The organism is Nonomuraea longicatena, assembly GCF_039525605.1.
GTDB classification, from domain to species: domain Bacteria; phylum Actinomycetota; class Actinomycetes; order Streptosporangiales; family Streptosporangiaceae; genus Nonomuraea; species Nonomuraea longicatena.
The window spans coordinates 72,141-86,336 of record NZ_BAAAHQ010000008.1; the positions used below are offsets into that span (position 1 = coordinate 72,141).

The following is a 14,196-nucleotide window of genomic DNA, read 5'->3' on the forward strand; positions in this document are numbered from 1 at the left end:
CATAAGTCGTCTTTAACATCCCTATCAAGCCTGAGTTATGCCGCCAATCGCTATATCTCCCCCCTTGGAGGTTCGCGTGCTCAGCATGAGAGGCATCGGCAAAAGCTTCCTCGGCGTGCGCGTGCTGTCGGGAGTCGACCTGGACGCCGGGGCGGGAGAGGTGCACGCCGTCGTCGGAGAGAACGGCGCGGGCAAGTCCACGCTCATGAAGATCCTCGCCGGAGTGCACGCCCCCGACGAGGGCGGCATCGAGATCGGCGGCACCGCCGTCGCCTTCCGCCACCCCTTGGACGCCCAGCGCGCCGGAGTCGCGATCATCTATCAGGAGTTCAACCTGCTGCCCGAGCGCGACGTGGCGGAGAACGTCTTCCTCGGCCGCGAGCCCGTACGGCGCGGCCTCGTCGACCGCGCCGCCATGGAGAGCGAGACCGCCCGATTACTCGGCGAACTCGGCGAGACCTCCTTCGGCCCCCGCGACCGGGTCGGCCGCCTGAGCGTCGCCCAGCAGCAGGTCGTCGAGATCGTCAAGGCGCTGTCGGTCGAGGCCCGCATCGTCGTCATGGACGAGCCCACCGCCTCCCTCGCCGAGCACGAGGTCGAACTCCTCTACACGCTCGTCCGCCGCCTCCAGGAGCGCGGCATCGCCGTCCTGTACATCTCCCACCGCCTGCGCGAGGTCTTCGACCTGGCCCAGCGCGTCACCGTCCTCAAGGACGGCGTCAAGGTCGCCACCCTGCCCATCGCCGAGGTCGACCGGTCGCGCCTGGTCGGCCTCATGGTCGGGCGTGCCCTCGACGGCTACTACCCGCCGAGGGCGCGGCCGGAGGACGTCGGCGAGGTCCTGCTCAGCGTCACCGGCGGCGGCAACGACCGCCTGCACGGCATCGACCTCGACCTGCGCGCCGGGCAGATCACCGGGGTCGCGGGGCTGCAGGGCTCCGGCCGCACCGAACTGGCCAAGGCGCTGTTCGGCGCCGAGCCGTTCACGACCGGGCGGATGACGCCGCTGCGGCCGCGCACGGTCCGCGAGGCGATCGCGGCGGGCATCGGGCTCGTCACCGAGGACCGCAAGGCCGAAGGGCTCGCCCTGCGGCAGTCGGCAGGGGACAACGCGCTGCTCGCCGCCCGCGCGGCCGGGCGCCGTACCGGCCGGGTGAGAGAACTGCTCCAGCGCGTACGGCTGGCACCCCCCGACCCCGAACGCGAGGTCGGCTACCTGTCGGGCGGCAACCAGCAGAAGGTCGTGCTGGCCAAGTGGCTCACCATGGCCCCGCGCGTGCTGATCTTCGACGAGCCGACCAGGGGTGTGGACGTGGGCGCCAAGGCCGCCATCCACGACCTCGTCCGCGAACTGGCCCGCGACGGCATGGCCGTCCTGATGATCTCCTCGGAGCTGCCCGAACTGATCGGGATGAGCGACCGGATCGTCGTGCTGCGCGAGGGCCGCGTCGCGGGCACCCTGCCCGCCGGCGCCTCCGAGGAGGCCGTCATGCACCTGGCGGCCGGAGAGGCGGCCGCATGACCGGGCGCGACACCGCCCGCCCGTCCGCCGCTGTCCCTGCTGAAAAGACCCGGCCAAGGCGGATCCGGCCGAGATGGCCTCGGCCCAGCCCCACCAAGGTCGTCTTCCTGGCGCTGGCCGCCGTCGTCGCCGCAGGGGTGGCGCTCACCGGCACCGACTTCCTCAGCCTGCAGAGCGTCGTGGACATCCAGCAGCGCTCCGCCGCCCTCGGCATCGTCGCGGTGGGGCAGACCCTCGCCATCCTGGCGGGCTCGCTGGATCTGTCCGTCGCCTACCTCATCAGCCTGGTCTCGCTGGTGTCCGCCGAGATCATGCAGAGCGCGGGCGTCCCCGCAGCCGTCGGCGCCGCCCTCTCGGTCAGCGCGCTCGTCGGACTCGCCAACGGCGTCGTGGTCACCAAGCTCAAGGTGCACGCCTTCATCGCCACCCTGGGCGTCGGCCTGCTCATCAAGGGCGTCCTCGACCACCTGTACGACGGGCCCGCCGGCCGGGTGCCCGAGTCGTTCCAGCATCTCGGCTACGACCGCATCGGCCCGGTCCCGGTCTCGGCGCTGCTGTGGGCGGCGGTCGTGGGCGCCGTCTGGTTCCTGCTGGCCAGGACCAGGCTCGGCTACCGCGTGTACGCCGTCGGCGGCGACGTCGAGGTCGCGCGGCTGTCCGGCGTGCGCACCGACCGGGTCGTGATCGCGGCCCACGTGATCTGCTCGCTCTGCGCGGGTGTCGCCGGGCTGCTGCTGGCCGCCAGGCTCGGCGCCGGGACGCCGACGGTCGGCACGGACGGCGGCTACGACCTGGAGTCGATCGCCGCCGTCGTCCTCGGCGGCACCGCGCTGGCGGGCGGCAGAGGCGGCGTCGCGGGCACGGTCGGCGGCGTGCTGCTGCTGGCCGTCCTCGACTCCCTGTTCAACCGGCTCGAACTCGACTCCTTCGTCAAGGACGTGGTACGCGGCGTCGTCATCGTGGCCGCCGTGGCGATCTACGCCAGGAGGCGCCGCCCGTGAAGCGCATGATCTTCGTCGTCCTGGCCCTGCTGCTCGTGGCCGTCGCCGTGGCCAACCCGCTGTTCCTGGAGCCGGCCGGGTTCCTGGGCTTCGTCAAGCGGGCGGCGCCGCTGGTGATCCTCGCCGCCGGGCAGTACTTCGTGATCGCCTCCGGCGAGTTCGACCTGTCGGTGGGCTCCCTGGTCACGGCCGTGGTGGTGGTCGCCGCCCGGCTGATCGACGGCGACGAGGCGGCCACCTGGCCGGTGCTCGCCCTGCTCGTCGCGCTCGGACTGCTGGTCGGCCTGGCCAACGGGCTGATCACCACGGTGCTCAGGGTGCCCTCGTTCATCACCACGCTCGGCATGATGCTCGTGCTGTCCGGCGCGGTGTTCCTGTGGACGGGCGGGGCGCCGCGCGGCTCCCTGTCGGCGGGCTTCCGGATCCTCGGCAGGGACACGCTCTGGGCCGTGCTCGTGCTGGCGGCCGTGGCCGCCGCCGCGATCCTGCTGGCGCGGGCCACCTTCGGCAAGACGCTGCTCGCCACCGGCGACAACGCGAAGGCGGCCGAACTGTCCGGGGTCCGCGTCGGACGGACCAAGGTCCTGGCCTTCGCGTTGTCCGGCGTGGCCGCCGCCGTCGCCGGGATCCTGCTCGGCGGCTTCGCCGGGGTCTCCGCCCAGGTCGGGCAGGGGCTGGAGTTCTCCGCCATCACCGCCGTGGTGCTCGGCGGGGTGGTGCTCGGCGGCGGCAGGGGCTCGGTCGTCGCCGCGATGGGCGGCGCCCTCACGCTGGAGGCGCTGTTCACCCTGCTCAACCTGTACGGGATCGCCGGCGCGCTGGAGTACACCGTCCAGGGCCTGATCATCGTCGCCGCGGTCGCGGCCGGTGCCGTACGGCTGCCCGCCCTGCTCGGATCCCCCAGGAAAGGAGACGCCCATGCAGCGTCATAAGCCCCTCGTCCTCCTCGCGGCCGCAGCGCTCGTGTCGGGCTGCACCAGCGACAAGCCCATCACCGCTCCGAACGCCTCCGCCCCGAGCCCCTCCGCCGCGAGCACGTCGAACGGCACCGGCGCGCAGTCGAAGTTCTTCGTCCAGGCCGAGCACGACGCGCAACTCGCCATGCGGGCCAAGACGCCGACCGGGCCCGAGGGCAAGCCGTGGGAGCAGGCCATCGACCCGCAGCTGACCGACACCACGAAGTACAAGAAGTCCGGCGAGGTGCACCTGTGCTTCTCCAACGCCGCCGTCGACAACCCGTGGCGGCAGGTCGGCTGGAAGAGCATGCAGGCCGAGGTCGCCACCCACAAGGAGATCACGAAGTTCACCGCGCTCGACGCCGAGGGCAAGGACGACAAGCAGATCTCCGACATCGCCGAGCTGACCGGCAAGGGCTGCGACGCGCTCATCGTCTCCCCGAACACCACCGCCACCCTCACCCCCGCCGTCAAGGCGGCCTGCGAGAAGGTCCCGGTGATCGTCTTCGACCGGGGCGTCGAGACCGACTGCCCGGTCACCTTCGTCAACCCCATCGGCGGGTACGCCTTCGGCGCCGACGGCGCCGAGTTCCTGATCGAGAAGGTGCCCGCCGGGGGCAAGGTGCTGGCGCTGCGCATCCTGCCCGGCGTGGACGTCCTGGAGACCCGCTGGTCGGCGGCGAAGGCGGCCTTCGACAAGAGCCGGCTGGACGTCGTCGGGGTCGAGTTCACCGACGGAGACGCCGCCAAGACCAAGAGCATCGTCGGCGACTACCTGGCCAGGCACGGCAAACTCGACGGCATCTGGATGGACGCCGGGGCGACCGCCGTGGCCGCGATCGAAGCCTTCGAGGACGCGGGCGTGCCGGTGCCCGCCGTCGTCGGGGAGGACCAGCAGGACTTCCTGCAGAAGTGGAAGCAGCACAACCTGACCGCCGTCGCCCCCACCTACCCGACCTACCAGTGGCGCACCCCGGTGATCGCGGCGCTGCGCGTCCTCAGGGGCGAGCAGGTGCCCAAGACCTGGAAGCTGCCGCAGCCGAAGATCACCGCCGAGACCCTCGACACCTACCTCCAGCCGAACATGCCGCCGCTGCACTACGCGCTGTGCGGCTGCGAGGACCTGCCGGGCTTCCCCGAGACGTGGGGCGGCAGGAAGTGACCCCGATCGGCGTCAACACCTGGGTGTGGGTCTCGCCCCTGACGGACGCGGACCTCGCCCGGCTGGCGCCGCGTATCGCCGGCTGGGGATTCGACGTCGTCGAACTGCCCGTCGAGCGGCCCGGCGACTGGGATCCGCACCGGGCGGCGGACGTGCTGGCCGAGCACGGGCTCCGGGCGAGCGTCGTGCTGGTGATGCCGCCGGGCAGGGAACTGGTCGCCTCGGACGCGGTCGCGGGCACCCAGGACTACCTGCGCCACTGCGTGGACGTGGCGGCGGCGGTCGGCTCACCGGTGATCGCCGGGCCCGCCTACGCGTCGGTGGGCCGTACCTGGCGGATGGAGGCGGGCGAACGCGAGAAGGTCTACGCCGAGCTGAGGGAGAACCTGCTGCCGGTGCTGCACCACGCGGGCGAACGCGGGGTCCGCCTGGCGGTGGAGCCGCTCAACCGGTACGAGACCAGCGTGCTCAACACCGTGGAGCAGGCGCTCGACGCGCTGCCCGCCGAGTGCGGGCTGGCCCTGGACACCTACCACCTGAACATCGAGGAGAAGGACCCGGCGCGGGCCGTACGGCTGGCGGGGGAGCGGGTCGCGCACGTGCAGGTGTGCGGCACCGATCGGGGCACGCCGGGGCAGGACCGCTTCGACTGGCCCGGTTTCGTCCTGGCGCTCGGCGCGGCGGGCTACACGGGCCCGCTGGTGATCGAGTCCTTCACCGCCCACAACCGGGCCATCGCCGCCGCGGCCGCCGTCTGGCGGCCGCTGGCCCCGAGCCAGGACGCCCTGGCCAGGGACGGGCTCGCCTTTCTCCGCACGCTCTGAGCCGTTCACGCTCAGGCGTTTACCCATCGTGATCGGGGCAGGCATTGACTGACAGGACCCTAGGCGTCGGAATGGTGGGCTATGCGTTCATGGGACGCGCGCACTCCCAGGCCTGGCGCAACGTGACGGCCTTCTTCGACCTGCCGGTCGCCCCCGCCATGCGGGTGATCTGCGGCCGATCGCCCGAGGCGACCCGGGCGGCGGCGGCGCGCATGGGCTGGGCCGGGCACACGACCGACTGGCGCGACCTCCTGGCCCGCGACGACGTGCAGATCGTGGACATCTGCACACCGGGCGACAGCCACGCCGAGATCGCCGTCGCGGCCCTCGCCGCCGGAAAGCACGTGCTGTGCGAGAAACCGCTCGCCAACACCGTCGAGGAGGCCGCCCGGATGGCCGAGGCGGCGGCGTCGGCGGCGGGCAAGAGCATGGTGGCCTTCAACTACCGCCGGGTGCCCGCCGTGGCGCTGGCCCGGCGGCTGGTGGCGGCCGGCGAACTCGGCGCCATCAGGCACGTCCGGGCCCAGTACCTGCAGGACTGGGTCGTCGACCCGGACTTCCCGCTGGTGTGGCGGTTGCGGAAGGACCTGGCGGGCTCCGGCGCGCTCGGCGACATCGGCGCGCACATCATCGACACCGCCCAGCACATCACCGGCCAGGACCTGGTCGGCGTCACCGGGCTCACCGAGACGTTCGTCAAGGACCGGCCGGGCGGCCGGGTCACCGTGGACGACGCGGCCCTGTTCATCGGGCGGATGTCAGGGGGCGCCATGGCCTCCTTCGAGGCCACCAGGTTCGCCAGCGGGCGCAAGAACGCGCTGCGCGTCGAGGTGAACGGCGCCCTGGGCAGCCTCTACTTCGACTTCGAGGCGATGAACGAGCTGTGGGTGTCGAAGGGCGGCGGCGGCTTCACCCGGATCCTCGTGACCGAGCCGGACCATCCGTACGCGGGGGCCTGGTGGCCGCCGGGGCACGGGCTCGGGTACGAGCACACCTTCACCAACCAGATCAGGGACTTCCTCGAAGCGATCGCCACCGGCACCGACCCGTCGCCCTCGTTCGCCGACGGGCTGCGCGTGCAGCGGGTGCTGGAGGCGGTCGAGCAGAGCGACGGCGCCTACAAGGAGATCACCCGATGAGACCAGTGACCCTCTTCACCGGCCAGTGGGCCGACCTGCCCTTCGAGGAGGTGTGCGGGCTCGCCGCCGGTTGGGGGTACGACGGGGTCGAGATCGCCTGCTCCGGCGACCACTTCGACGTCGAGGCGGCCGTCACCGACCCCGGCTACGTCCCTCGCAAGCTCGAACAGCTCGACCGGCACGGCCTCAAGGTGTGGGCGATCTCCAACCACCTCGTCGGGCAGGCCGTCTGCGACCACCTCATCGACGAGCGGCACCGGGCGATCCTGCCCGCCCGGATCTGGGGCGACGGCTCGCCGGAGACCGTACGGCGGGCCGCCGCCGAGGACATGAAGAACACCGCCCGCGCCGCCGCCCTGCTCGGCGTGGACACCGTCGTCGGCTTCACCGGCTCCGCCATCTGGCACACGGTCGCGATGTTCCCGCCGGTGACCGCCGCGATGGTGGCGGCCGGCTACCAGGACTTCGCCGACCGCTGGAACCCGATCCTCGACGTGTTCGACGAGGTCGGGGTGCGTTTCGCGCACGAGGTGCACCCGTCGGAGATCGCCTACGACCACGTCACCACCCAGCGCGCGCTGGCGGCGGTCGGCCACCGCCCCGCCTTCGGCCTCAACTGGGACCCCTCCCACATGATCTGGCAGGACATCGACCCGGTGAACTTCATCCTCGACTTCGCCGACCGGATCTACCACGTGGACTGCAAGGACACCAGGATGCGGGTCGGCGACGGGCGGCGGGGGCGACTGTCGTCCCACCTGCCCTGGGCCGACCTGCGGCGCGGCTGGGACTTCGTCTCCACCGGGCGCGGCGACGTGCCGTGGGAGGACTGCTTCCGGGCGCTGAACTCGATCGGGTACGCCGGGCCGATCTCGATCGAGTGGGAGGACGCCGGGATGGACCGGCTCGACGGCGCCCGCGAGGCGCTCGGCTTCATCCGGACGCTCAACTCGATCACCCCGCCCGGCGCGGCCTTCGACGCCGCCTTCTCCACCCGGTGAACCGTCAGTCCATGACGACGATCTGGCGCAGGACCTCGCCGCCGCGCAGCGCCGCCACGGCGTCGTTGAGGTCGGCGAGCCGGATCCGCGCGCTGATGAGCGCGTCGAGGTCGAGTTTGCCCGCCCGGTACAGGGCCGCGAAGTGCGGGAAGTCGTGGCGGACGTCGGCTTCGCCGTACAGGCTGGACAGGAGTTTCTTGCCTTCGAACAGCAGGCTGAAGGCGGAGATCTGCACCATGTCGTCCATGGCTCCGGCGCCGACCACGATCACGGTGCCGCCCGCGCGGGTGAGCTGCCAGGTGGAGGTGATCGTCGCGGACTTGCCCACGACCTCGAAGCCGTAGTCGAAGCCGTTGCCGCCGGTCAGTTCCGCGAGCGCGCCGAGCACGTCGTCGGGGGCGACGGCGTGGGTGGCGCCGACCCGGAGCGCCAGCTCGCGCTTGGCGGGGAGGGGATCGACGGCGAGGATGGTCCGGGCGCCGGAGACGCGGGCGCCCTGGATCACCGACAGGCCGACGCCGCCGCAGCCGATCACGGCGACGGTGGAGCCGGGCCGTACCCGCGCGGTGTTGAGGGCCGCGCCGACGCCGGTGGTGATGCCGCAGCCGATGAGCGCGGCGGCCTCCCACGGCACCTCGGGGTCGATCTTGATCGCTCCCTGGACGGGGAGCACGGCCTCCTCCGCCCAGGTGCCGCAGCCCGCCATCCCGTAGGCCGTGGTGCCGCCGTCGAAGCGGAAGTTGCCCTTCGTGAAGCCCTCGATGACGTACTTCATGCACAGGTACGGCTGGCCGCCCAGGCACAGGCCGCACTCCTGGCACGAGGGACGCCAGTTGACGATCACGTGGTCGCCCGGCCGGAGCGAGGTGACGTGCTCGCCCACCTCGGCGACCTCGCCCGCACCCTCGTGGCCGAGGACGAGCGGCACCGGCTGAGGGAGCACGCCGGTCATGGCCGACAGGTCGGAGTGGCAGACACCGGTCGCCCTGATCCGCACCCGGACGTCGGTCGGGCCGAGCGGGGCGAGGGTGACGTCGTCGCGGATCTCCAGCTTGTCGTCGCCGACGGCGTGCAGTATGGCGGCGCGCATAGGGGGGTTCCTCCTGTTACTCCTCTAGGGAGAGGGCGGCTTTCGGGCAGGAGCGCACAGCGTGGCGCACCCGATCGGCCATCTCCTGCGGCACTTCCGGGAGGAGGATGTGCAGCTGGTCCTCCTCGTCCACGTCGAAGACCTCGGGTGCGAGTCCCACGCACACGGCGTTGGCCTCGCAGACCAGTTCGTCGACCTTGACCTTCATGTGAGCCTCCGGTGATCCCATGAGACCACTTTGCCGCGTTCGACCACGTAGGCGAGCCGTTTGCGGCCGGTCTGCTCCACGTAGGGGCGCAGGGTCTCGTCGTCGAAGCCGGGGCTCATCCGGCGGACCACCCCCATGCCGATGTCGAGTACCCGGTCGCGGGGCACCTGGGTGGCGGTGCCGTACAGGAGGACGCCGCGCAGTTCCGCGTACTCCTCGCCCGTCTCGATCAGGCAGCTGACCCGGGGGTCGCGTTCGAGGTTGCGCGCCTTCTGCGACTTCCCGTATGTCCAGAACGCGATCCGGCCCGCGTCGAGGGCGTAGAACATGGTCACCAGGTGGGGGGTGCCGTCGGGGTTGATGGTCGCGAGCTGGAGTTTGCGGGATCCCTCGACGAGGGCGGTGATGTCGTCCTCCGGCATCTCCGCGCGGGCGCGCTGATTCACCTGCCTAGTAGAACAGGTTCCAGAAAGTCGGACAAGAGGGGAATGGAATGTTATTCGGTTCCATTAGGGTGCTGCGTCATGACGATGCCGCAGCAACTGCGCTACGCCGCAGAGCACGCCAAGGGCTTCATGCCCCGCGAGGAGGGGCTCGCCCTCTACGAGGCCGCGTGCACGTACGGCGCACTCGGCCCGATCTGCGAGATCGGCACCTATTGCGGGAAGTCGGCGATCTACCTGGGCGCGGCCGCCCGTCGGGTGGGCACGGTGGTGGTCACCGTGGACCACCACCGGGGCTCAGAGGAGATCCAGCCCGGCTGGGCCCACCACGACCCGACGCTGGTCGATCCGCGCTTCGGCAAGATGGACTCGCTGCCCACCTTCCGCGCCACCATCGCCGCCGCCGGGCTGGAGGAGGAGGTGATCGCGGTCGTCGGGCGCTCGGACAGGGTCGCGGCGCTGTGGAACACGCCGCTGTCGATGCTCTTCATCGACGGCGGGCACTCCGAGGAGCCGGTCACCGAGGACTACGAGGGCTGGGCGCCGCACATCGTCGTGGGCGGGGCGCTGGTCTTCCACGACGTCCACCCCGACCCCGCCGACGGCGGGCAGGCGCCGTACCGGGTGTACCTGCGGGCGCTGGAGTCCGGGGACTTCGGCCTGGTGTCGGTAACGGGCTCGCTGCGGGTGCTGGAGCGCACCCGGGCATGATCGCAGGTCCGCGCTGCAAGGGGGAACGTCAGGAGAGCTGTCGGATTATCTGACTTTTCGCGCAATATCATTTTACGGGTTTCGCACGCTGAAATCGATCATTGACTTGGTCGTCACGGTAAACGTTTAATGTGGCTGATCTTGTGGATTTTAGCGCGGGAGATTATGTATGTTACGGTTCCCCGGATTGCGGAGTCGGCGCGCGCTGACCGCCGCAGTGGTGGCGGGTGCACTGGTGAGCACGGTGACACCCCAGGCCGCGACGGCGGCGGAGCGGAGCCGGAACGAATCCGGCACCACGCGTGAATGGCAGCAGGCTTCGCGCCGCGCCGCCCAGTCCGGGGCACCGGTAGAGGTGACCGAGGCCCGGACCGAGTTCAGCACCACCTACGCCAACCCCGACGGCAGGTCGTTCCGCCTGGAGCAGACGACCGTCCCCATCCGGGTCAAGGGACCGGACGGCGCCTGGGCCACTCCCGACGCCACGCTCGAACGCAGGAGCGACGGCGGTGTCGGACCGGCCGCCTCGGCCGTGGACCTCGCCTTCTCCGGAGGCGGTGACGGCACCCGCCTGGTCACGATGACCCGCGACGGCCGCACGCTCACCCTGGGCTGGCCCGGACCCCTACCGGCACCCGCGCTGGACGGCCCGAACGCCACCTACCCCGAGGTCTTCCCCGGCGTCGACCTGCGGATGACGGCCACGACAGAGGGGTTCCGCCAGGTCCTCGTCGTGAAGACGCCGGAAGCGGCGGCCAACCCCGCACTGAAGAAGATCGAGTACTCCTTCGCCGCGTCCGGCCTGAAGGTGCAGAAGACCGAGGACGGCGGTATGTCCGCCACCGACGGCAACGCCACCCCCGTCTTCACCTCGCCTCCGGCCGCGATGTGGGACTCCACCGGCACCACGGCCGCCGGAGAGGACCCCGCCCAGCGGATCGCGAAGACCCGGCCCGACACAGCCGCCGCTGAGACGCCCGACGCCGCCGACGGGCCCGCCCCCGGCGCCGGGCACGCCGAACTGCCCATCGACGTGGGCGGCGACAAGCTCACCCTCACCCCGGACACCGCGCTCCTCCGGCAGAAGGACCCCTCGGCCTACCCCGTCTACATCGACCCCACCGTCACCTGGGGCGAGACCGACCGGACCCTGCTGCGCTCCGACGGCTACAAGTCGTACAACTGGGGCAACGGCAGCAACAACATGGGCGAAGGCGTCGGGAAGTGCGGCACCTGGAACGGCTACTACTGCGGCCCCGGCTACGTCCAGCGGCTGTACTTCCAGTTCTCGCCCGCCAGCCTCAAGGGCAAGCAGGTGCTCGACGCCACCTTCCGCGTCACCGAGCCGTGGGCCTTCCAGTGCGACCCCCGCTGGGTCGACCTGGTCCGCACCAACAACTTCACCTCCGCCACCACCTGGTCGGGACGCCCCAAGGAACTCGACTGGATGGTCGACAGGCACGTGTCCGCAGGCCGGGGCTCCCTGTGCGCGCCGAACGAGCCCACCGCGCCGATCGACTTCAACGACAACCCGGCCGAGCCCAACGAGAACCTGACCCCGACCGTGAAGGACTTCGCGGCCGGCAAGTTCTCCAAGCTCACCCTGCAACTGCGGGCCAACGACGAGACCGACACCGCAGCCTGGAAGCGGTTCAGGAACGACGCCGTCCTCGCTGTCGACTATGTCGGGCTTCCGGCGCTGCCGACCGGGGTCGGCCTGGTCACCGGCACCGGCACCGTCTGCGAGACCAAGGAGGCCGCTCCCGCCGTCGTCTCCGACCCCACGCCCGACCTGACCGCCACCCCGCAGACCGCCTCCGGGGGCGAGCCGGGGGCGATGTTGCGCGCGGCGCTGGACGTGGACAAGAAGAACCCCGACGGCACCTGGGCCGACGCCTTCACCACCCTGGAACGGCCGACCAGCGGCCACGTGGGCGACAACGTCAAGGTGTCGGCGAGCACCCCGGCCCTCGCCGAAGGGATCCTCTACCGCTACCGGGCCTGGACCCGCTCGTACTACAACAACTACGGCGCGCAACTCCCCGGGCCGTCGAACGGCTCGACGACCGGCTACTGCTACTTCAAGGTGGACCCGACCGCGCCGAAGGCGCCGACGGTCACGGTCGGCGCCCCGTACCAGCAGTGCACGCCGGCGAGCTGCGTGGCGGCGGGCGGGCCGGGCCAGAACGCCGCCTTCTCCTTCGCCCCGGCGGACGGCGACACCAACGTCGCCTACCAGTACCGGGTGTCCACCAGCCCGACGTGGTCGCCGGACCTCGCGGGCGCGACGGCCGGTATCGCCATCAGCCCACCGGCCTCCGGCACCCTCAGCCTGTACGTCCGGGCGAAGGACAACGTCGGCAGGTACGGCGCCACCACCGTCTTCGACCTCTTGGTAGCGGCCGGGGCGGGCCCCGTGGGCAGGTGGCAGTTCGACGAGGACACCGGCGCCGCGCTGGACACCGGCTCGGGCCGCCGCGACCTCGCGCTCGCGGGCGGGGCCGTACGGGACAACCGGGGCCGCAGAGGCGAGATCACCCACGACGCCGCCGGTGCCCCGCTGCCCGCTCCCAGGACCGACAAGGGCCTCAGCATGAACGGCACCGGCGGCTACGCGGCCACGTCCGCGCCGGTGCTGGAGACCCGCTCGGCCTACACGGTCGCGGCCTGGGTGCGGCTGGACCGCAAGGACGCGGTCGGCGTCGTGATGTCGCAGGACGGCGCGGGTGGCTACACCCCCTTCAGCCTCTGGTACGACAAGAACCGCCTGTCCTACTGCTTCGGCGTGAAGGAGAAGGACGAGAACGACGGCAAGGCTTACTTCGGCGTCTGCGCCAAGAACGGCGTCGCCCAGCTGAACGCCTGGACGCACGTCGCGGGCACCTACGACCCGGCGACGCAGAAGGTCGCCTTCTACCTCAACGGCCTGCCGCAGGGCACCGCCACCGCGCCGGGCAACTGGTCGGCGCCCGGTCCGTTCACCGTCGGCCGCTACAAGTGGGCGGGCGTCGCCCAGTACTACTTCCCCGGCTCGATCGACGAGGTCGCCGCCTGGCAGCGGGCCCTCACCTCCGACGAGGTCGCGACCGAGGCCCGCGTCGAGTCCCCGGGCGGCCAGCCGAGCGTGGAACTGGTGGCGAACTGGGATCCGTCGGGCGTCACCGGCACCCAGGTGCCCGACGCGGTGTCCGGCTACGGCAGAACGCTGGCCCTGGAGAACGGCGCCGCCCTCGACGGCGAGAGCCTCACCCTGGACGGCGTGGACGACGCGGCCATCACGGCGGGCTCGGTCGTGGACGACACCGGCTCGTTCACCGTGACCACGAAGGCCGAGCTCGACCCGGCCAGGCTGCTGACCCTGCAGACGGGCACGGTCGGCCAGGTCGCCGGCCAGCGTACGGCCGACGGCTCGGCGTGGGGCCTGTGGTTCGAGCTGACCGGCAAGCAGACCCAGCTCGACGACAACGGCAACGAGATCACCGTCCCGATCGGCTTCTGGCGCTTCGGCCGGGTCGGCAAGGACGGCACGAAGACCTGGGTCAGTTCGGAGGCGGCGGCCAGCCTGGGCAGCCCGGTCCGGCTGACCGGCGTCTACGACGCGCAGGCCACGGGCGGCCCCGTCGTGCGGCTGTACGTCGGCCACGAGCAGAACGACCTGGCCATGGCCTACACCGCGCAGCCCGGCTCCGGCGACTTCACGGCGGGCAAGGGCTTCAGCGCGACGGCGTGGGGCCACTTCCTGAACACGAAGATCACCGATCTGCGGGTCTGGGCGGGCGCCATGGCCGACACCCAGCAGCTCGGCGCCGTCATCGGCGACTGACACCGGCGCGGGGGCCGCGAGGCCCCCGCGCCGCGCGCTTTCTCTGGTTCCCTGTTGAGGAGGATGGGCCATGCGTGGGCCCGGTTTACGTGCTGCCCTGGCGGCCGTCACAGCGGTGATGGTGTCGTTATCCCTCGGAGTGGCCCTCGATCCGCCCGCTGCGGCGGCCGAGAGCCCACCGGGCGCGCCCCCGGTGCAGAAGCAACGCACGAGCAAGGTCAAGGCCATGGACGCGGCCGGGGCGAAGGCGGCACGAGAGCGCGTCGCCGCCTCGAAGGCGGGCAACGTCGCCTCGGCCGAGCGGGCCGCCGCCGAG

The 14,196-nt window shown here is 71.5% G+C and carries 13 protein-coding genes; 10 read left to right on the forward strand and 3 right to left on the reverse strand.

All coding sequences use genetic code 11. From position 1 onward, the window contains the following. Positions 1–85: 85 nt before the first annotated feature. From ABD120_RS09590 to ABD120_RS09620, 7 genes are all read left to right on the forward strand, one after another. Positions 86–1,522, forward strand: coding sequence for a sugar ABC transporter ATP-binding protein (locus tag ABD120_RS09590; RefSeq protein ID WP_343949669.1), 1,437 nt, complete (start codon positions 86–88; stop codon positions 1,520–1,522). Beyond that, entirely contained in the window at positions 1,519–2,523 is a 1,005-nt protein-coding gene (locus ABD120_RS09595) for an ABC transporter permease (protein WP_343949397.1), read from the forward strand. Before ABD120_RS09590 ends, ABD120_RS09595 begins: the two co-directional genes overlap by 4 nt. Positions 2,524–2,528: 5 nt before the next feature. Beyond that, a complete protein-coding gene (locus tag ABD120_RS09600) occupies positions 2,529–3,455 on the forward strand; it encodes an ABC transporter permease (protein ID WP_343949670.1) in 927 nt (308 codons plus the stop codon). Continuing rightward, positions 3,442–4,641 (forward strand): ABC transporter substrate-binding protein, encoded by a 1,200-nt coding sequence (locus ABD120_RS09605; protein ID WP_343949398.1) that lies wholly within the window; start codon positions 3,442–3,444, stop codon positions 4,639–4,641. Before ABD120_RS09600 ends, ABD120_RS09605 begins: the two co-directional genes overlap by 14 nt. Beyond that, entirely contained in the window at positions 4,638–5,465 is an 828-nt protein-coding gene (locus tag ABD120_RS09610) for a sugar phosphate isomerase/epimerase family protein (protein WP_343949399.1), read from the forward strand. The genes ABD120_RS09605 and ABD120_RS09610 overlap by 4 nt, the downstream gene beginning before the upstream one ends. A 71-nt stretch (positions 5,466–5,536) precedes the next feature. Next, positions 5,537–6,604: a Gfo/Idh/MocA family protein gene (locus ABD120_RS09615; protein ID WP_343949400.1), complete on the forward strand. Its 1,068-nt coding sequence runs from the start codon at positions 5,537–5,539 to the stop codon at positions 6,602–6,604. Continuing rightward, positions 6,601–7,605, forward strand: a complete 1,005-nt coding sequence (locus tag ABD120_RS09620; protein WP_343949401.1) for a sugar phosphate isomerase/epimerase family protein — start codon at positions 6,601–6,603, stop codon at positions 7,603–7,605. The genes ABD120_RS09615 and ABD120_RS09620 overlap by 4 nt, the downstream gene beginning before the upstream one ends. 4 nt (positions 7,606–7,609) lie before the next feature. Here ABD120_RS09620 and ABD120_RS09625 read toward each other — a convergent pair whose 3' ends face one another. From ABD120_RS09625 to ABD120_RS09635, 3 genes are read right to left on the reverse strand one after another with little or no spacing between them, the layout of a single operon-like run. Beyond that, positions 7,610–8,695 carry a Zn-dependent alcohol dehydrogenase gene (locus tag ABD120_RS09625; RefSeq protein WP_343949402.1) on the reverse strand — a complete coding sequence of 362 codons (1,086 nt, stop codon included), beginning with the start codon at positions 8,693–8,695 and terminating at the stop codon, positions 7,610–7,612. A 16-nt stretch (positions 8,696–8,711) separates the two neighbouring features. Further along, positions 8,712–8,903, reverse strand: a complete 192-nt coding sequence (locus ABD120_RS09630) for a ferredoxin (RefSeq protein ID WP_343949403.1) — start codon at positions 8,901–8,903, stop codon at positions 8,712–8,714. After that, positions 8,900–9,349: a pyridoxamine 5'-phosphate oxidase family protein gene (locus ABD120_RS09635; protein ID WP_343949404.1), complete on the reverse strand. Its 450-nt coding sequence runs from the start codon at positions 9,347–9,349 to the stop codon at positions 8,900–8,902. The genes ABD120_RS09630 and ABD120_RS09635 overlap by 4 nt, the downstream gene beginning before the upstream one ends. A gap of 84 nt (positions 9,350–9,433) precedes the next feature. On the opposite strand from ABD120_RS09635, the gene ABD120_RS09640 reads away from it, so the two are divergent. From ABD120_RS09640 to ABD120_RS09650, 3 genes are all read left to right on the forward strand, one after another. Further along, positions 9,434–10,057 (forward strand): class I SAM-dependent methyltransferase, encoded by a 624-nt coding sequence (locus ABD120_RS09640; RefSeq protein ID WP_343949671.1) that lies wholly within the window; start codon positions 9,434–9,436, stop codon positions 10,055–10,057. A 187-nt stretch (positions 10,058–10,244) separates the two neighbouring features. Next, on the forward strand, positions 10,245–13,880 hold the full coding sequence (locus tag ABD120_RS09645; RefSeq protein ID WP_343949405.1) for a laminin G domain-containing protein: 3,636 nt from the start codon (positions 10,245–10,247) through the stop codon (positions 13,878–13,880). A 70-nt stretch (positions 13,881–13,950) separates the two neighbouring features. Continuing rightward, positions 13,951–14,196, forward strand: a 246-nt coding sequence (locus ABD120_RS09650; RefSeq protein WP_343949406.1) for a hypothetical protein, incomplete at its 3' end; no start/stop codon positions are given.